Source organism: Cryobacterium sp. Hb1, assembly GCF_004403585.1.
GTDB lineage: Bacteria > Actinomycetota > Actinomycetes > Actinomycetales > Microbacteriaceae > Cryobacterium > Cryobacterium lyxosi.
The window spans coordinates 25,492-44,046 of record NZ_SOHI01000011.1 but is presented as its reverse complement, the minus strand read 5'-3'; the positions used below and the strand labels follow the sequence as shown (position 1 = coordinate 44,046).

At 63.1% G+C, this 18,555-nt stretch carries 17 protein-coding genes; 2 read left to right on the top strand and 15 right to left on the bottom strand.

Going from position 1 to position 18,555, the window contains the following annotated elements; genetic code table 11:
- Positions 1–378 precede the first annotated feature (378 nt).
- From E3T38_RS04790 to E3T38_RS04750, 9 genes are all read right to left on the bottom strand, one after another.
- Positions 379–1,824, bottom strand: a complete 1,446-nt coding sequence (locus tag E3T38_RS04790) for an NADH-quinone oxidoreductase subunit N (RefSeq protein WP_241984303.1) — start codon at positions 1,822–1,824, stop codon at positions 379–381.
- 6 nt (positions 1,825–1,830) lie between these two features.
- On the bottom strand, positions 1,831–3,321 hold the full coding sequence (locus E3T38_RS04785) for a NuoM family protein (protein WP_134546673.1): 1,491 nt from the start codon (positions 3,319–3,321) through the stop codon (positions 1,831–1,833).
- 3 nt (positions 3,322–3,324) lie between these two features.
- Positions 3,325–5,286: an NADH-quinone oxidoreductase subunit L gene (locus E3T38_RS04780; protein WP_134546671.1), complete on the bottom strand. Its 1,962-nt coding sequence runs from the start codon at positions 5,284–5,286 to the stop codon at positions 3,325–3,327.
- A complete protein-coding gene (gene nuoK, locus E3T38_RS04775; protein WP_104195613.1) occupies positions 5,283–5,585 on the bottom strand; it encodes an NADH-quinone oxidoreductase subunit NuoK in 303 nt (100 codons plus the stop codon). Before nuoK ends, E3T38_RS04780 begins: the two co-directional genes overlap by 4 nt.
- On the bottom strand, positions 5,582–6,145 hold the full coding sequence (locus E3T38_RS04770) for an NADH-quinone oxidoreductase subunit J (RefSeq protein ID WP_134546669.1): 564 nt from the start codon (positions 6,143–6,145) through the stop codon (positions 5,582–5,584). Before E3T38_RS04770 ends, nuoK begins: the two co-directional genes overlap by 4 nt.
- A gap of 2 nt (positions 6,146–6,147) precedes the next feature.
- The gene (locus E3T38_RS04765) at positions 6,148–7,083 is read right to left on the bottom strand and encodes a complex I subunit 1 family protein (protein WP_134546667.1); all 936 of its coding nucleotides are present in this window, start codon (positions 7,081–7,083) and stop codon (positions 6,148–6,150) included.
- 10 nt (positions 7,084–7,093) lie between these two features.
- A complete protein-coding gene (locus tag E3T38_RS16615; protein WP_166805422.1) occupies positions 7,094–8,266 on the bottom strand; it encodes a hypothetical protein in 1,173 nt (390 codons plus the stop codon).
- 38 nt (positions 8,267–8,304) lie between these two features.
- Complete coding sequence (locus E3T38_RS04755; protein ID WP_241984302.1) at positions 8,305–8,655, bottom strand: NADH-quinone oxidoreductase subunit A; 351 nt, start codon at positions 8,653–8,655, stop codon at positions 8,305–8,307.
- Positions 8,656–9,391: 736 nt separating this feature from the next.
- A complete protein-coding gene (locus E3T38_RS04750; RefSeq protein WP_134546663.1) occupies positions 9,392–10,030 on the bottom strand; it encodes a class I SAM-dependent methyltransferase in 639 nt (212 codons plus the stop codon).
- A gap of 85 nt (positions 10,031–10,115) precedes the next feature.
- Here E3T38_RS04750 and E3T38_RS04745 point away from each other — a divergent pair, with 85 nt between their 5' ends.
- Entirely contained in the window at positions 10,116–11,546 is a 1,431-nt protein-coding gene (locus E3T38_RS04745; protein WP_134546661.1) for an NAD(P)/FAD-dependent oxidoreductase, read from the top strand.
- Between the two features lie 84 nt (positions 11,547–11,630).
- Here E3T38_RS04745 and E3T38_RS04740 read toward each other — a convergent pair whose 3' ends face one another.
- Positions 11,631–11,879, bottom strand: a complete 249-nt coding sequence (locus E3T38_RS04740; RefSeq protein WP_166805421.1) for a hypothetical protein — start codon at positions 11,877–11,879, stop codon at positions 11,631–11,633.
- Between the two features lie 475 nt (positions 11,880–12,354).
- Between E3T38_RS04740 and E3T38_RS04735 the strand changes: the two genes are divergently transcribed.
- Complete coding sequence (locus E3T38_RS04735; RefSeq protein ID WP_166805420.1) at positions 12,355–12,816, top strand: SRPBCC domain-containing protein; 462 nt, start codon at positions 12,355–12,357, stop codon at positions 12,814–12,816.
- A 539-nt stretch (positions 12,817–13,355) separates the two neighbouring features.
- Here the strand turns inward: E3T38_RS04735 and E3T38_RS17415 are convergent.
- From E3T38_RS17415 to E3T38_RS04710, 5 genes are all read right to left on the bottom strand, one after another.
- Positions 13,356–13,643 carry a tyrosine-type recombinase/integrase gene (locus E3T38_RS17415; protein WP_370448986.1) on the bottom strand — a complete coding sequence of 96 codons (288 nt, stop codon included), beginning with the start codon at positions 13,641–13,643 and terminating at the stop codon, positions 13,356–13,358.
- Positions 13,644–14,217: 574 nt separating this feature from the next.
- The gene (locus tag E3T38_RS04725; protein ID WP_166805419.1) at positions 14,218–15,192 is read right to left on the bottom strand and encodes a tripartite tricarboxylate transporter substrate binding protein; all 975 of its coding nucleotides are present in this window, start codon (positions 15,190–15,192) and stop codon (positions 14,218–14,220) included.
- Between the two features lie 103 nt (positions 15,193–15,295).
- Entirely contained in the window at positions 15,296–16,189 is an 894-nt protein-coding gene (locus E3T38_RS04720; protein ID WP_134546653.1) for an SDR family NAD(P)-dependent oxidoreductase, read from the bottom strand.
- Positions 16,186–16,953 carry an SDR family NAD(P)-dependent oxidoreductase gene (locus E3T38_RS04715; RefSeq protein WP_134546651.1) on the bottom strand — a complete coding sequence of 256 codons (768 nt, stop codon included), beginning with the start codon at positions 16,951–16,953 and terminating at the stop codon, positions 16,186–16,188. Before E3T38_RS04715 ends, E3T38_RS04720 begins: the two co-directional genes overlap by 4 nt.
- A gap of 38 nt (positions 16,954–16,991) precedes the next feature.
- Positions 16,992–18,521: an NAD(P)/FAD-dependent oxidoreductase gene (locus E3T38_RS04710; RefSeq protein WP_198417299.1), complete on the bottom strand. Its 1,530-nt coding sequence runs from the start codon at positions 18,519–18,521 to the stop codon at positions 16,992–16,994.
- Between the last annotated feature and the right edge of the window lie 34 nt (positions 18,522–18,555).

Here is an 18,555-nt window from a genome sequence, read left to right as displayed (position 1 = left end):
GGAACGACCAAAAAGCCGACGGTGATGCGATGGGGCTTGTGAGTGCAGCGCTGTTGCTGCAGTTCTCGATTGGCGCCGTCGACGCGTGGAGTGTGTTCAGCTCTGCGCTGAAGAGCCCGGATGCCACGGGACACTGACCAGTCCGGAAGCATCTTTGCCGTTCACCGGGACGATTGGCATGATTTACATCGGCACCTACATTGGCGGGAAGATCCAGGATAACAAGGGGCCGCGGCCGGTGGCACTGACCGGAGGCTTCACCTGTGCCTTCGGGTGCGTCCCCGCCTCGTTCGCCCTCTTACACAAGGCGGCATCTTCACCAAAAAATGTTCGTTGGCAAGAAACATGTTCTGAAGTCGATGCGTGAGCGCAGCTAATTCAGTGAACGAGGGGAGACCCGGCGATTGACAGGATGCCGCCGGCGACGACGCCGAGAACGAGCACGAATACAGCTCCGGTGATGGCCGAGTGAGCTGCCCAGCGGCGTCGCGCCCGTGCTGCAGCGGCGACCGGTGACAAGGTTGCCGTGGGATAGGAAAGCGCAGGAGTGCGGGAAAACATCGGTGCCAGCCAGCGCAGGTAGTAGAACAGGCTCGCTACGCTATTGATCACGGCGATGACCACGAGCCAGACGAGGCCGCCGTCCCAAGCAGCGGCGAGCGTGGTGAGTTTGCCGACGAACACGATGGTCGGGGGTGTGCCGACGAGGCCGAGCAGGCTCACGACGAGGGCGCCGGCAAGCCAGGGATGGGAGCTGGCCGCCCCGCGATAGTCGGTGATGGCGCGGCGAGTGGGAAGTGCCGCTACCACCGCAAAGGCGGTGAGGTTAGTGGCGGCGTAACCTGCGAGATAGAGAAGCAGCGATGGCAGGGCGAGGTCACTGCGCCCGGCAACCGCGACCGGCAGCAGGAGGTAGCCGACCTGGCTCACTGTCGACCAGCCGAGCAGCCGGCGAACGTCGTCTTGCCAGAATGCGGCAAGGTTTCCGAGGGTCATGCTGGCAGCGGCGAGAAGCCCGACCAACAGTGGCCAGTCGATGCTTGCCGGGATGATGTCGAGCAGTCGGTAGGCCGCAACGAGAGCGCCGACTTTCGGAATGGTGGTGAGGAAAGCTGCGACAGCTGTTCCGGCTGCCTGTGTCGCGTCCGGAATCCAGAAGTGTCCCGGCACGCCGCCAGCTTTGAACATCAAGCCTCCGAGCACTGCGACGACCCCCACGGCCACGGCGGCAGCCGGAGCACCGAGTAGAGCGGGGCCCAGCTGACGGTACGAGGTGCCGCCGCCGACTCCGAACAACACGGTGACGCCCAGCATCATCATGATTCCGAGCAGCGCGCCGAGTAGATACGTCTTCATCGCTGCCTCGGCGGCATGGGGGGAACGACTCATTCCGATTAGGGCATATAACGGGATCGAGGTGAGCAGGTACCCGGTTACGAGGATGAGGAGGTCGCTTGCGCCAGACAGGAGCATGGCGCCGAGGGCGGCGAGAAGCAACAGGGCGTACGTTTCACTTTCCCGACGCGTGCCGCTGAGTTCCTCGATTCCGAGCACGATGACGAAGATCGTTCCCAGGGCAATGATGATTCGACCGAAACCGGAGCCGATGTCCACGGCGAAGCTCGCTTCGAAAATCGTCGTCGACGGCTGCATCATCCCGACTGCGGCCGCAACCACACTTGCCATCAGCGCCCAGATGGCTATCCACCGGGTCGCGACCTGGCGGTTTCGGGGGAGGAACGACCCGGCGAGGAGCGCGACGATCGCCCCGCCGAGAACGAAAACTTCCGGCAAAAGGGAGAGAGTGTCCAGTGCTACGTTCACGGGCAACTAACGGCTGACCAGGTTGACGACGACTGATGCTGCGGGTTCGATGATGTCAAGTAGGAACCGCGGGAACACCCCGATGACTACCGAGAGAACCAGCAGCGAGCCGATGGAAAGTGTTTCGTTTGTGTTCAGGTCGCTAAACCCGGTGGACAACCCGCGCGGTTTGCCCGTGAGGAGACGTTGCGATGCGAGGAGAAACAGCGCCGCGGTAATCAGGATGCCAGGGAGTGCGAGCAGGCTCAGCGGTACGGTTCCGATGCTGCCGGCGAAAATCTGGAATTCGGCGATGAACCCGCTGAAGCCGGGCAGTCCGAGGGACGCGAATGCGGCGACGGCGAAGAACGCCGCGTACCGGGGGGCCGGTGCCGCGAGCCCGCCGAAAGCGTTGAGATCGTAGCTCTGCCGTCGTTCGTACAGCACGCCAGCGAGGAGGAAAAGTGCGCTGGTGATCAGGCCATGGCTGACCATCTGCACGACGGCACCGGTGACGGCGAGCTCTTGCGCCTGGGCGGAGCTGTCGCTGACGACGCCAGCGGCGCCGACGGCCAGAACGATGTAGCCCATGTGGTTGACCGACGTGTAGGCGATCATCCGTTTAACATCGGTCTGGGCCAAGGCAACGAGGGCGCCATAGAGCACCGACACGATGCCGACGACGATGATGACCCAGGCCCAGGATCGCCAGGCGTCGGGAAGTAGAGGCATCGCGATGCGCACGAAACCGTAGGTGCCCATTTTCAGCAGCACGCCGGCCAGCACGGCAGAGCCGATGGCGGGGGCATCGGTGTGAGCCGGCGGTAGCCAGGTGTGGAACGGAAACGTAGGCGTCTTGATCGCGAGGCCGATAAGGATGGCGGCGAGCACGAAGCCCCCCGCAACGGGGCTGTTCTGAAAGGGGGGAGACTGGGCGAGCTCGGCCATATCGAAGGTGTGCGGGTCGGCGCCAAGATACAAGCCGATGAAACCGAGTAGCAGGGCCAAAGACCCAAGGAACGTGTACAAGAAGAACTTCAGCGCCGAGCGCGCGGCGTTACCATGGCCCCAACCGGCGATGACGAAGTACATGCCGACCAGTGACAGGTCGAAGAAGACGAAGAACAAGATCAGGTCCTGCGCGGCGAACACGCCGAGGCAGGCCGACTGGAGAAACAGGAAGAGAGCGGCCTGCGGCCTGGGTCGGTCGTTCTCCCTGAGGGCATAGACCGCGCAGGCGGCGAAGATCACGGCGGTCAGAGTGAGCAACGGCAGGGACAGACCGTCCACTCCGAGGTGGTAACTACTACCAACACTCGGCATCCACTGCAGCTGTTCCTCGTACGCGAGGTCGCCGGGTTTCGGGCTGTCAAAAGCGATCCACATTCCCACCAGTAGCGCCAGATCGATAAGAGCGATTCCCAGCCAGGCCCATCGGGCGGCCCGGTCCGGAACCCGGGGCACGACAACGAGGAACACCGCGGTCAGTACCGGCAGGAAGACGACAAGACTGAGCATGGATTACCTCATAACGGGAAGAAGGAGAACGAGAAGAAGGATGACGGCGACAACGAGAACGACGGTGATTTGCGCGTAATACTGATGCAGTTGGCCCGTTTGGGGACGCCGGGCGATCACGCCGAACCGGCGCGCGGTGCCCGCGATAGCCTCGACTGCCGCATCCACACCGTCGGTGTCTGCCCGGGCAGCAGCGGAACCGGTGACGATACTGCCGCGCGCCGCCGCAGTCACTGCCGCATCGAGCCCGTGGTCATCGAACCGGCCGAGTCGACGGGCGCCGAGCGCTACTGCGCGCGCCGCAACGTGGATTCCACGATCGAGCACTGCGTCATCGAAACGGGCGAGTCGTTTGCTGAGGAGAAGAAGCGGGTCGACGACCATGACTCGGGTCGTTTGCTCGAGCCCGAGCCAGTTCGCGGCCCAGGAAGATCGAGGCGCTCCCTTCCAAGCCACCAGACCGAGTACGAGGAGTGCCAGCAAGGTCGAGCCGACCAGTTCGAGCATGCCGGGCCGCGGATCTGATTCTGCTCCGAGCACACCCCGTACCCAGTCGCCGACCGGCGGCAGGGTGAGCACTCCCAAGAGCGCCGCGCCCACCGCCAGAACGGTAAGCGGTACCCGTTCCCAGGCGGCGATGTGCCGCGTACCGCGCTGCTCGGTGTCGTACTTGTCGGCGGCATTTGCCAGTGGGTGGCTCCAGACGATGATGAGAGCCTTGCCCGCATATGCCGCGGCGAGTGCGGCGGCGGCCAAGCCCACGACATACAGGGCCGTACTGGTTTCCCAGGCGGCGGCCAGGAGCTGATCCTTCGTCGCCCATAGGGCCAGAGGGGCTATTCCGGCCAGGGACAGGGCGCCGACAGCGAACGTCACTCCGACCAGCGGCCAGCGGCGAGCGGCACCCCGGAGCGCTGGCAGTTGCTTAGTGCCGAGTGCCACGAGCCAAGCGCCCGCCGCGAGGAACAGGAGCGCTTTCGTTGAAGCGTGAGCGATGAGGTGGGCCGTCCCGCCCGCCAGGGAACCGACGCCGGCAGCCAGCACCACGAAACCGAGCTGCGCTGCAGTGGATGCCGCCAAGAGCTGTTTGAGGTCTGTCTGGGTGACTGCGACGGCGCCCAGCAGCAGAGCGGTCAGGGCGCCCACCCACGCTGCCGTCGTCGCGGCCCAGCCCGTGACCTCCAGCAGCGGAGCGAGTCGCAGCAGGAGGTAGCCACCCATCGCTACCATCGCCGCCGAATGCAGGAGGGCGCTAACCGGGCTCGGGCCTTCCATCGCCCGAGAAAGCCAAAAACTAAAGGGCAGTTGGGCTGCCTTGCCGAATGCGGCCATCAGAATTCCTGCGGCGATGAGGTGACGCCACGGGGACGGAGCCGTAGCCAGGTCGGCGAGTCCCATCCCGGCACCGCCCGCCAGGGCTGCCCCGGCCGCAAGGTAGAGGCCGAGGTCTCCCAGCCGTGTCGTGATGAACGCGGTCAGCCCGGCTCCGACCCGGTGGTCCTCCCGCCAGTGAAAGCCAATCAGCGCGTAGGACATGGCGCCCATGATCTCCCACGCGAACAGCAGAGTGGGCAATGTCGTGGCGGTGGCCGTCACCGCCACGGCCGCAGCAAAGATGAGCATCAGTCCGTGGAAGCGCGCTGGCGATTCCGTTCCCTCAGCGGCCGCGAAGACCAGGACCATGAGGGTGATAACTGCGACCGTCGGCACTATCAGGGCCGAGAGTCCGTCGACCGCGAGCCCGAATGAAGCACCGGCCAAGAACGGGACTTCGACGGACGGGCGGAAGGAAGCTACGACGAACGCCGCCGCCACGGTGAAGCCTGCGGTGCCAAGCGATACCGGAACGGCGACGAGATTCGCGCGCCGTCCCGTGAGGCAGAGTGCAATTCCCGCCAGAGCAGGCAGAGTGACGAGAAGCCACAGCGCAGCCACGCCCAACGTGCTTACCGTTGCATCGCTCATCCGGTGAGGTCCGTTGCTGAGTCGGTCATATCTGATCCCCGGGAACGATGCAGGAGAGTGGCAACGGCGAACCCCATCGCCATTTCCACGGTCATCGCCGCGATCACCACGAGCAGGAGAACCTGCCCGTCTGGGATCGGTGTCAGGAACCACCAGAATGCGGTGACTGCGAGGATGACGCCGTTGAGCATGAGCTCCAGCCCCATCATGACCATGACGACGACTTGCTGGGAGAGCGCGCCGTAGAGCCCGACGCAGAATAGTGCCGCGGCGGCGATAAGGACGAGCTGCAGGGTCATCGTCCCAACCCGCCCTGTTGTGGGTCGTCAGGAGTGGGACGATTCAGATCGTCGCCCCAACGGTCGTAGCGGCCCCTAGGGTTTGCGAGTACGAGGGCAGCGACGATCGTTGCGAACAGAATCGGACTCACGGTGAGCATCACGAGCATCTTGGATCCCATGATTGCCTCGCCGAGGGATGCGGTTAGGTCGGCGGCCGGCGAACCGTTGCGTGCGGGCCAGGGGATGAGTAATGCGCCACCGGCGAGCAGGAGGAAGGTGCCAACGGCGAGGATCGCCGACCATCGTTTGTTGTGGACCATGCTCATTGGCATGAGGGCAGGGTTCATCCCCATAAACATGATCATGTAGATCGCCATGATGGCCATCTCCATCACCATCATGAGAATCGTGATGACGCCGATGTAGTCAAGATCAAACATCAGCAGCATCGCGCCGACGGCGACGAAGGACACAGCCAGGGCGTAGGCTGACCGCGCCATGGAGTCGACGCGGAAGACCGCGATTCCCGAGGCGAGAGCGGTGACCGCCAGTGCCGAGAAAACAATGACCAACAGCATGCTCAGCCCCTCACTGCGACGACGATGGAGACAGCGAGCGTTTGCAGCAGTACCGCCGGGAGCACGATTATCCAGGCGACTTCAGCGAGGCGTTCGGGACGCACAGCTGGCATACGATGCCGCAGCGCTACAAACGCCGCAAGCAACAGCAGGGTTTTCACGAGCGTCCACAGCCAACTCGGCAACAGCGGACCGGCCCCACCGCCGAAAAAGAGGACAACGGCGAAGGCTGCGCCTGTCGTGAGCAGAGCATAGCGTCCCGCGAGAATCAGCAGCCGGTCCACGCCGGATACCTCGGTCAGGATCCCACCCGCGATGTCTCCGCTCGCTGCTGTCGCAAAGGGTCCCCAGTTGGAAAAAGCGACGACGCTCATGCAGAAGACGACGAAGGCGATGGGCATCCAGATAACGAACCACAGCTCTTGTTGCGCGGCAACTACATCGCTCACCCGCAGGCTGTGTGCTGCGACGGCGGGGGTCACCAGTGCGAACATCAGCGGCAACTCATAGGAGACGGCCTGTGCGAGAAACCGGTAGCCGCCCACCAGCGAGTGGGCGCTGTTGGCACCCCAGCCAATCAGCCACACGAGCGCCCACACCAGAACGTCCATTGTGTTGAACCAGACAACCCCAACCGGTATATCAGCCAGAACCCACGGACCCACCGGGATCACCGCCGTCTTCAGCACCGCGACCACCACGAGGCCGGCGCAGCCGATGCGCCAGAGGAGAACATCAGCCGCGACGGTCGTGCGGCGTCGCTGGCGCATCAAACGGGCGATCTCGAACACCGGGATGGCCGCTCCCGAACGGAACGACCGGCGCTCGGCACGAGAGACGAGGATCCCATTGAGCGCGGCTCCGGCCAGGGCGAGAACGCCGAGTGCGACCGGAGCAAACAGAGCCCAGACAGGATTCACCTCGATGATGTCAATCATGTTTTGTCGCTCATATGCGCGACTGTGGAGTCTGAGTGACGGGGGCCGTCTCGATTTCCAGAGCGGCAATAATGAGCCGCGCGGTCGCGATATCCGTGCCGTTGAGTAGTCGCGGGATCTCGCTCAGCAGGCTGCGTTGCAACGCCAGGGGGTCCTGCAGCTCGTACGCTCCTTCAGCCTTGTCGTCTCGCGCAGTGCGTCGCGCCTCGTCGAGCCAGCCGATGAGGCGGCCTCTCACCGTCTCGGAGCCGCTCTGCCCCATCCCGTTTTCCGCTTGGGCGAGTGTGTCACCGACCGTGATGCCTTTCAGCGTCCAACGTAGAGTCCAGGAGCGGCCGACGCTCTGCGCAAGCTTGTCAAGGTCGGCTGCCACGCCGAGCAGCGCCGTGCCCGACGCCACGGCGTCGCGAATCCGTCGGGCGCGGCCTGCCGCGAACGACCACCCGGCTAGAGCAAGCACCGACGCCGCAGCATCGGAACGACGGATAACAGCCAGCCGTCTTTTGTCGTCCACCGACCGGCCGCTGTCACCCGCGACAAGACCGTCACCAATCGGTTGCGCGGCTGCGGGAAGGATTTCTGCCTGAGCGCTCACGATCACATCACCTTGGAGCACGCAGCGCACAACGAGACCGGCGGGCCAGTGGGGGAGTACCGGGCCAAGAGGAACGTGAAGCACATCCATTTCGAGGCCGTCGCGATCGGGTCCGCCCGACGCTAGAGGGATCCCTCCCGGCATCGGCATGTCCATGTCCATGTCCATGTCCATGTCCATGTCCACGTCCATGTCCATGGCCATATCCACGTCATGCTCGGTCGATTCGACGCTGTCGCCAGGCGCTGCGTGCTCGGTGTGCGCGGTCTCGTCACGTGGTTTTGCTGGCTGGCGCGAGCGGGTTCGCGCATCGCTGTGGTGTCTGGCGTCATCGAGGAGCTCATCCATGGCACGCTCTAGAGTCGAAGCGACATCGCTTGCGGTGATCACTGCCGCACGCACCCGTGGGCCGGGAAGCTGTGACCAAAGGCGGGCGCACGCGGACTCGAGTTCCTCTCCCGGTTTCCCGCAGACCAGCAGAACGTCGGCATCCGCCGGGGATGTCGCCGACGTCCAGCCCCGACGAGCAAGCTCCGCCTCAACGCGCATACGAGTCTCACCCCAGCCGGGAACTTCCAGCACCAGCACGTGCACTCTGTGGGTGGCGCATCCTGCCAGCGTGCTTCTTAGACCCACCGCAGCGCACCCTCTCGCCAGGCCCAGACGACACCGACCATGAGCACACCGAGAAAGACGAACATCTCCACGACGGCGCCGATTCCGTCTTTCGCCACGACCAGTGCCCAGGGATACATGAAGAGCATCTCTACGTCAAAGGCTAGAAAGAGCAGGGTCAGCGGGTACCACCTGGCGTGGTACCTGGACAGCGCATGTTCCTCCGGCTCCCAGCCGGAAAGGAACGGCAACCGCTCAAGGGGGTCGGGGGCCACCGCGGTGTACCGCGCCATCAGGTATAGGCCGCCCACTGTCAGCAGCGCGACTGCAAGAAGAACGGCAATGCTGATGTAGGTGGACACGAGCCTCCCTCTCACCATTCCTCGGCCTCATAGCTTTTTTAGATCGATGCATTCTCCAACCTAGTCATCTGCGTGAAGCTAGTCGGGACTTTGCGCAGCACCGGTGCACTGGCGGCCATCGGTAGGCGGTGCGTTTGCGGGCAACAGTGTTGGACCCGGTCAAGGCTTGGCCAGCCGCAACCGCTCATCACGAAGAAGATTCAATGTCGAATCAGAGCCACGAACCATGCGCACCGGGAGATCTTGAGGTTCGCAGTCTGTCCGACCATGACTAGCGTGTCGGTGATCGCCGGTGCCACGAAAGGTCACCAAAAAAGGTCCTCGGTTACATCGGAAAACGTGGTTCTGCTTTTGAAGTCACGAACATAGAGGCACCGCGACGACATGTCCTGTTCGATAATTTCGAGTCGGCGGTCGCTTCGTTTACGTCAGACGTCCCGACGTAGATTTTATCCACGGCGTTGACGCTAACTTGTCCATTCATTCAGCTTCGGAGCGTGGCGCTATCGTGTTGGCACTGCTGGGTCCAGATGAAGCCGGAGCGCCTCAGTCCAAGTTGTGCCTGGCGCTAAGCACCAGGCGTATCAGGTCGCCGGTCTGCTCATCGAGCGGAACCAGCCGCGAATGGTTCAGGCTCGGTTTCAGGGGATGAATCTCCCAGATTTGCATCTGCGCACGATTGATCTTGCCTCCCCGGAGTTCTGTGATCTGAGACACACATGACCCAAGTCGTCGGCTAGGGGATCGTGGCCGCCACTACCTGGATGTGGCCGCCGCGCAGCGACGCGGAGCGAACATCCACACCTTCACGTTCGATGACGGTCCACGGGCGAGCGTGGAGGTCGGCCCCACCAACCGAGGCGGCCAGGCGCACGAGTGGAGAGAACATCCGGGCGCGGCCGACGGGCAGCTGCATGTCCACGATGCCGGCGTGACCACCGGGCTTGAGCAGCGCCCGCATCCGATCCCAGGCCGGGTGCCAGTCGTCGAAGACACTCATCGCATAGCTAGAGAACACGGCGTCGAAGAGTCCGTTCGACGGTGCCGGGAGTTCTTTCGCGATCTCATTCAGATCGAACGTGGTGGCATCCGCTTTGACCAGGCACACGCGTGTCCACCCGTTGGCTTCCACTCGGCGGTGGGCCATCTCGAGCATTTTCGGGCTGCGGTCCAGCCCGACCACTGTGCCCGACGGCCCGACGGCGTCGACGAGAAGGGCATGGTTCAGGCCGGTGCCGCAGCCGAGGTCCAGGACTGTGTCGCCGGCACGCAGATTCAACAGCGCCACACCCGATTGTCGGCCGGCTCGGTAGACGACACGTTCTCCGGACAGCGCATCGTAGAGGCGGCCCGCAGCCTCGTAGACATTCACCATGAGTGCTCGACCGGCCTTTCGTTCCCATCAGCCTAACCAGGCTCGCTCTCGCTGAAGGCAGCGTAGACCGTCTACGCTCGCAGACATGATTGAAACGCACGTATGGGACCTCGTCGTCATCGGTGGAGGAACGGCTGGTCTCGTGGCCAGCCGCACCGCAGCCAGGTTCGGGGCGAGGACTGTTTTGATCGAGGACAACCGCCTCGGTGGGGACTGCCTGTGGACCGGCTGCGTGCCCTCGAAGTCTCTAATCGCGGCCGCGGATGCCGCCACGACGGCCCGTTCGTCGGCAGGCCTCGGGGTGAGCGTGAACGATGTTGTCGTGGATTTCGCTCGGGTGATGGAGCACGTACGGGCCGCCATGTACGAAATCGCTCCGGTTGATTCCGCGGAGTCGCTCGTGGGGGACAACGTCGAGGTGGTACGGGGCCGGGCACGTTTCACCGGTCCCGACACCGTCGACGTCGACGGTCGCGAGCTGCGGTTTCGGCAGGCCTTGATCGCCACCGGCGCCTCGCCGGGATTGCCAGCGATCCCCAGGATCGACTCGGTCGATCTACTGACGAGCGAAACGTTCTGGGACCTGCGTACTTTTCCCGAGCGGCTCGTCGTGCTTGGCGGCGGGGCGATCGGTTGTGAGATCGCCCAGGCGATGGCTCGTCTCGGATCGGCCGTGATGCTCGTAGAGAACGGGCCACGTATCCTGCACAAGGAGGACGAACGGGCCAGCGCCATCATCCACGCCGCGCTCATTGCGGACGGCGTGGACGTGCGCACGAACTCCAGCGTGACCCAGGTCTCCTCGACCGATCGCCACTCAGGCACGTTCACCCTCAGCGACGAAAGCACCCTGTCTTTCGACCGGGTGCTTGCCGCACTGGGCCGCCGCCCGAACACCGCCGGTCTCGATTTGCAGCTTGTGGGAGTGCGACTCGACTCTCACGGCAACGTCGTTGTCAATTCCCGCCTGCGCTCCTCCAACCCTCGCATCTGGGCTGCAGGGGACGTGACCGGGTTGCCCCAGTTCACCCACACCGCCGGAGTAAATGCCAGCGTGGCCGCGACCAACGCAATCCTCGGCCTGACCCGCAAGTTCGATAGTGCGGTGGTCCCCCGGGTTACGTTCACCCACCCGGAGGTAGGCGCCGTCGGCCTGCAAACCAAAGATATGACCGAAGGCCACCGCATCGTCACCTGCGACCACGAGCACGTCGACCGGGCTGTGACGGAGTCGAAAACGGATGGCTACACGCAGCTGGTAGTGGACAAACGCGGCCGAGTGCTCGGCGGCACCGTGGTGGGTCCTCGAGCCGGAGAAACTCTCGGCGAGATCTCCCTGGCGGTCAAGAACCGGCTCACCACGAGCAATATCGCCGGAACCACGCACGCCTACCCTACCTACAACGACGGCCTCTGGAATGTGGCAGTGGCCGATGTGCGCCACCGACTCAGTTCCGGTCTCGTTCTGGTGGCGACGCGCACCCTCCGACGGTTGCGGAGTGCGCGCCTGCGGTGAGATCGGCAGCGCAACTGGGCTTCAGCGCAGTGCCTGGTAGTCGACGAATATCCGTTGGACGGCGCTGACACCCACGAAAACGGTTCAGACGACCGCGATCTGCCAGGCAAAGAACGAGAAAACCAGCCATAGGCTCTCCACGGTAATCGTCTCCGCGCCCTCGGCGATGCTGCGGAGAAACGAGAGGAAGCGTCCGTCATCGATCTGGCGGTTCGTGCGTTGCCATAAAAGACCACCTTTATTGACCGACCACATACTCAAGAACGACGCCCGCATGCGCGAGTTCTCCGCGGCCAGAGCTGTCGAGATCGATGCAGAATCGGGCGCGGGCACATCGGGGGATGACGCGGGTGCCATCTGAGTCGTTGGTGGTGCAGCTTGCGCTGCAGGACGTCATCGAGCGCGTGCCCATGAGCAGGTTGACCACAGCGGATGCTCGGACCGCCGCTCGCATCGCGGGCCTGCACGTCGGGACCTCGCTCGAATCTCGCGACGTTGTAGACCAATCGGTTCATCGACGGGCACTCTCGTAGTCAATGGCGCCAAGCAAACTGGGCTCTTCCGAATGCCGGTGCTGGACTAGGCGGGAACCACACCTGGCGAATGATTGGCCTCTGAGGCGTCCATGCGCTCGGGGCTCTCGAGGACCGACCTCTGATGCGTTGCCCCTCGCGTTCACGGCGCTCGCCCGCCGTGAACAGATACGTAATCATGAGTACGCTCGATGAGGTGCGTTTGCAAATCTTGTTGACGTGCCGCTCGGCGGGCAATGCCCCGTCGCGCTCGGCTTGAACGTGAAGGAAACACCGTGTCTGATCACGCAAGAATCAAGGGGCACACCGTGACCCGCACCGTGCACATCGAAGCCGCGCGCGCGCACGTCTGGAAGGCGCTGACCGACCCTGCGGTGATGGTCAAGTGGTTTGGCGACGGTGTGGTGTTCGCCGCGCTCGAGCCCGGTGCAACGGGCAGCATCCACTGGGATGACTACGGCAGCTTTCCGATCGAAATCACCGAGGTCGTGCCCGAAGGCTCGTTCGGCTTCCGTTGGTCGGGAATCCGCGCCGAACAGCTCGACGAGTACTCGACGCACGTGCGCTTCACCCTCGCCGATGCTGGTTCCGGGACGGATGTCACGGTGATCGAATCGGGCTTCGACACACTCCCCGGCACCACCCGCTACCGTCGCGAACGACTTGAGCAGAACCGAGAGGGCTGGGACGTCGAACTCGACGAGCTCGCGATGCTATTCGAGGGTGTCACTGAGTAGTTCCCGATTACGGGGGAGTCGCTCGACGAGTTGGCCACGTTGCTCGGCCGGTAGAGGACTATTTGGCGAAGTGCAGAAGATGTGCGTGAAAGCGCTCAAAATCTGCCCAGAGATTCCGCCGTCCGTAAGTGCTTGGAACAGCCCGCCTTCTCTATCCTTGTTCAGAAGATTTGTTGCGAACATAAGCGTAGTCAGGCTCGGGGATCGGCTCGGCGTAGAGCCACCGCTTTCGCGGGTGCGTCCTATTCGCTGCGACACAAGGGTGCACGCGAGCCTGGACGTGACCAGAATCGCACCATAAACCCCAAAAACTGACCAGAATCAGACCGTATTTCACCGTACAACGCGTACATTAAAACCCATCAGAACCGCGGAAATTCGAGGAAGTCTGCCCCATATGCAGGTGCACACGACCATCCCGACGGCTATCGTTTGTTCTTGGTTCGAGTCCAAGTACCACCGCTAGGCACTGATCTCCTACGGGGCACCAGAGAAGGATTCCGGGCTGAGTATCGGACGTCGCATTTCGTGCACAGCGCTCAGTCCCCATCCTTTGCAAAAACCTTGTCGAGAAGCTCCGCCGTCGCCGGGTTCACCACTTCGCTCCGCCGGATGTAGTGCTGCACCGTGATCTTCGTGTCCGTGTGACCGAGCAACTCCGCGGCCAGCTCGACGTTGGCGTTGTCGTTGACCGCGGTGGCCACGGTGCGGCGGAACAGGTGCGGTGTCACTTCGGCGGACACGTCGACCATCCGGCCGATGCCGGTCGGATCGACGGAGTAGTCGTTGCCGGCGACGCGGACGTAATAGTCTCGCGGCAGCGTCACCCTCGAGGAGAATCCCAGCACCGGAGCCACCGGCGGAAGCAGGAGAATCGCGGCGCGATCTTGTTCGATCAGATCAACTGGTTTGCACCCGAGGCTGCGAACGGTGCGGTGGTTTGCCTTCGACGACAACCAGCGAGCCAATTGCTCGTTGAAGTCCTCCGGAGAGGAGAAGGTGCGTCCGGGCTACATTTCAACCGTTGCTGACAGTGGTGAGGGGTTTCCCGTTCCCGAGCGCGCTGCGACACATAGAAATCATCAAACCCGCACGGTGTCGAGAAACTCAGTCACTCAGCGGGACGTGACCGGCGTGTTCTGAATCAGGGTGAGGTGACACGTCCATAACATGTCGACCGGGCGAGGCCCGGACCCGGCCGGTGGTGCTCAGAAGCAGGGAGGTCACCAGGCCGGTGCCCTCCCTGTCGTCCATCCAGCGGGTGGCGGAGTGTCAACGGGTTGTGGCGAGCATGATATTCCTTGGGCGGTGGATCAGAGGTTGACTACATGCGGGCGTCGAAGGCCGACGGGTCGCAAAGCGCTAATCTTCAACGGGATGCGACGGTTGGGTCGTCGGTTCTTATTTTGCCAGAAGGGACTCGTAGCGGGCGCGCATGTCCTGGAAAACCTCTGTGGTCGCCGCTGCGTCCAAGAAGGAATCCGGCACGAAACGATCGCCGATCTGGGCTATGACGTCCTTATCCTGGCTGCAGGTTTTGACACCCTTCTGGAGCTTCTCGGAGACGTCCTGGGGCAGGCCTTTAGGTCCGAAGAGGCCGTAGACCGATGTCGTCTTGACGTCATAGCCGGCCTCATCCGTGGTCGGAACGTCGGGAAAGGCTTCGGAACGCACGTCGCCCGCCGCGGCCAACGGGACAATCGCACCGTCCTTCACCTGGGCTTCGACGTCGACGTGGTCGTTGACGAACCCGGCGTCGATGTGGCCGCCCAGCAGGTTAGTAATGAGCTCGGCACTGCCTGATGTTGGCACCATCGCCAACTCGATGCCGGTGTCCTTCTGGAGGCGCTTGAGCTCGATGGCCAACGAACTAGTGGCGCCGGGGACCCCGATGGAGATCTGTCCGGGATCGGCCTTCGCTGCATCGAACAGATCTTGGAGGCTCTTGTACGGGGAGTCTTTGGGTACCGCGAATAGCGTCGGGATCTCGGCCATCGTGCCCATGGCTTGGAAGTCCGCCTGGGAGTAGGTCAACTCATTGGACATCGGGTTCAGGACCAGCGGCCCGTTGGTGCTCAGGCCCACGGTGTGTCCGTCCGGTTTCGCGCTGGCCAGTTTCTGCATGGCTACGGCGCCGGCGCCGCTGTCCCGGTTCTCCACCACGAAGGTTCCGCCGAGGAGCTTTTCCAGGCAAGAACTGTACGCGCGGGCCGTGGTGTCAGACGGGCCGCCAGCGGCGTAGGGCACGAGAAAGGTGACGGGCTTTGTGGGGTAGCCCTCGGCTGCCCGGGAGGATACCGAGCACCCGGTGGCGGTCAAGGTCAGTCCGGCAATAGCGGCGGCGGCCGTGATATGGCGCAGTCGATTCTTGTTCAAGGTATCCTCTGGTGGTCGAAGTGAAGTTGAGAGTTCAATCCGCACGGAGTGCACTCTCAGTAGTACATGATTATGACGAATGGCACAACTAGCTGTGTTGAATTTACTCACCCGTTACGCACGCGTGGGACTCCAGCCGGGAAACGCTCAGCGCGGCCCGCGGCTTCATGAAGCTGTCCCATAAGGGCCCGGTCGAGAGCCAGCGTAATGGGTCCATCAGAGCAAGGCTCCGCGGGATGAAAACCTTACGGCGGCGGGTGGCCATCGCGTTGACTAGGAGATCGGCGCAGGTATCCGTGCTGGAAACGATGCTGAAGGGCCATGGCAGGGAGCGGCTCTCCCCGGCCCGTGTGGATGCACCCGAAATCATGTTCGTTCGCACCCAGGCGGGATGTGCGACGCCGACGTTCACGCCTTTATGGGCGACTTCCAGCCGCAGTGCCCCGCCGAAGGCCTCCACGCCCGCCTTCGAGGCGGCATAGGCGTTTGCGCGCGGCACGTTCTTCAGCGCGGCCGCCGAACTCATGAGCAGGAAGTAGCCGCCGTGCTTCGAGACCTCTTCGAGGGTGGCCTTGACGGTCCTGATGACTCCGCCGAGGTTGACATCCACGATCCGCAGCAGGTCCTCGGTACGGGAGGCGGAGACAGTGGAAGCGCTGCCCACACCGGCACAGGCAAAGACGATGTCCAGCTGGCTGAAGTGTTCGACTGTTCGCTGCACCGCGAGTTCCAGCGAGGTATAGTCCGTGACGTCCGCTGCCGTGGCCAGGTGATTCCCGCCGAGCCTAGACACGACTTGTCCGAGGGCCTGCTGGTCGCGGTCGACGAGCGACACAAGGGCTCCCGCGGCAGCCAGTCGCTCGGCCGTGGCCGCGCCAATGCCGCCGGCGCCTCCGGTTATCAGAACGACTTTTCCGCGCAAGGAAGCGCGGCCCGATCTGGCGCCGGAGGACCCCGGGCGGCCCGGAATTTTGAAGACGTGAGAGGGCCCGTTCATCCCATATACGACCCGCCGTTGACGTCAACCGTAATTCCGGTCACGAAACCATTGCCGGGTGCTGCCAGGTACTGGACGGCTTGAGCGACGTCGCTGGCATAGCCCAGACGCCCGACCGGGATACGGGTCAGATAGTTTTGGTTGACCTCATCTGACACCGACGAAACCATGCCTACTCCGATCCGTCCGGGGGCGATGGCGTTGACGGTGATGCCGAACGGCGCGAGTTCCCGGGCGAAGGAGCGGGTAATGCCCAGCAGGCCCGTCTTGGTGGCCGCGTAGTGGACACCGCCCAGTCTGCCGCCGTCGCGGCCTGCAAGCGAAGACATGTTAATGATCCGGCCGAATCGAGTGCTCTTCATGTGAGGTGCCAGCGCCTGGATGCCCAAAAATGGCCCGGTGAGGTTCACGGCCATGACCGCGTTCCATTCATCGAATGGTATTTCGTCCCCTGGGATCTTCTGGCCGTCTCGTTTTGGGGAGATGCCGGCGTTGTTGACCAGAACGGCCTGCGCTGCGGGTGAGGCTTCGACGGCCTCGGCGATCCGCTTCCAGTCTTGGGGTTCGGTGACGTCGCAGCACATTGTCAGGATCGATCCATCCTGTTGTGGATCCAGCGTCGCTTCAAGGTCGGCTAGTGCGGTCTCTGACGCGTCCACCGCGATGACCCTGTCTCCGCTGGTCAGGAACGACTCCACGATGCCGCGGCCAATGCCACCGCCCGCACCGGTGATGACGGTTGTTCTGTAGTGCTGCTCGTTCATGATTATGCTTTCCGTTCCTGGATCGTTAACGATGTGCACTAGCGAGCCGCGGTCAAAACCTGTTCAACGGGTTCGTCTTCAGATCCCGTCAAATACGGCTCGGGTTCGAAATGCGCGTTTACTTGGCGGAAGGTGTAGGCCGGTTCCGGCCACAGCGTGGTCAGTCGGCCGTTGCGGTGGTCGACGTACCAGCTCCGGCAGCCGCCCTCGAGCCATACGGTGCCTTCCGCCAGACGGTCCACGCGATCCATGAAGGCTTCCTCTGCCTCTTCGGCGACCTCCAGGGCAGGTAAGTCGGCCGCCTCGCGGAAGTTCACTGCCGCCATGATGTACTCGATCTGTGCCTCCGCGATGTAGACCGCGGAGTTGTGTCCCAGGCCGGTGTTGGGACCGTTTATAATCCAGAGGTTCGGGAATCCGTGCACCGCCGTCGTGGCGTAGGCCTGCATGCCGTTGGACCAGCGTTCGCTCAACGGCAGGTCATTGCGGCCGAAGATACGGTGGGCGATAGGCAGGTCTGTCGTTTCAAAGCCGGTACAGGCCACGATCACATCGAGCTCGTGGCTCCCTCCGTCCGTCGTAATGACCCGGTTGCCTTCGACCCGTTCGATGCCGTCAGTCTCCAGATGGACGTGCTCCTGGACGAACGCCGGGTAGTAGTCGTTGGATTTCAGAACGCGCTTGCAACCGATGATGTAGTCCGGAGTCAGCTTCCGGCGCAGTCCCGGATCCTGGATCTGCCGGTGTAGATGGTCCAGAGCTACCTGGGTGGCGTCGGAAACTAAGGTAGGTGTGCCTCGACGTTGGGCATAGCGCTCCTCGTTGGACCAGAACATCTCTTCGCGCAGTTCCTGAATGCTTTCGGGCATCTTGCGGAAGAGGCCCTTTTCCTGGTCGCTGTAGGCGCGGTCCGGACGTGGCGTCACGTACGGCGCCGAGCGCTGGAACACAACGACCTCCGACGCGATTTTCGCCACCTCGGGCATGACCTGGATGGCAGTTGCTCCCGAGCCAATGACGCCGACCCGCTTGCCCACCAGATCGACTTCGTCAGCCCACTCGGCCGAGTGGAACAAACTCCCCGAGAAGTCAGATAATCCATCAATATTCGGCAGCTTTGGTTCGGACAAGTGCCCGACGGCGGTTACTAGGGTCTTGGCAGAGAAGTCGCCCTTGGGGGTGGCGACGTTCCACAATGCGGCCGCGTCATCCCAGCGTGCGCTCGTCACCTCGGCGCCGAAAACAATCCGTTCGTGGAAATTCTCATCCCGGGCAACGTGTCGAAGATAGTCGAGGATCTCCTTCTGCGGGGCGAACATCCGCGACCACTCCGGGTTGGGACGGAATGAAAACGAGTATAGGTGCGAAGGCACGTCGCAGGCAGCGCCGGGATAGTGATTGTCGCGCCAGGTGCCTCCGACTTCCTCCGCGCGTTCCAGAACGATGAACGAGCTCTTGCCTTCGCGTGCGAGCTGCGTACCCATGCCGAGACCGCCGAAGCCGGCCCCAATGATGATGACGTCGACCGACGAGTCGGGTGCCGGATATCCCAGTGGAGTGCTTGCCACTATTCCTCCAAATTGTGTCTTGTTTTGTGCTGGT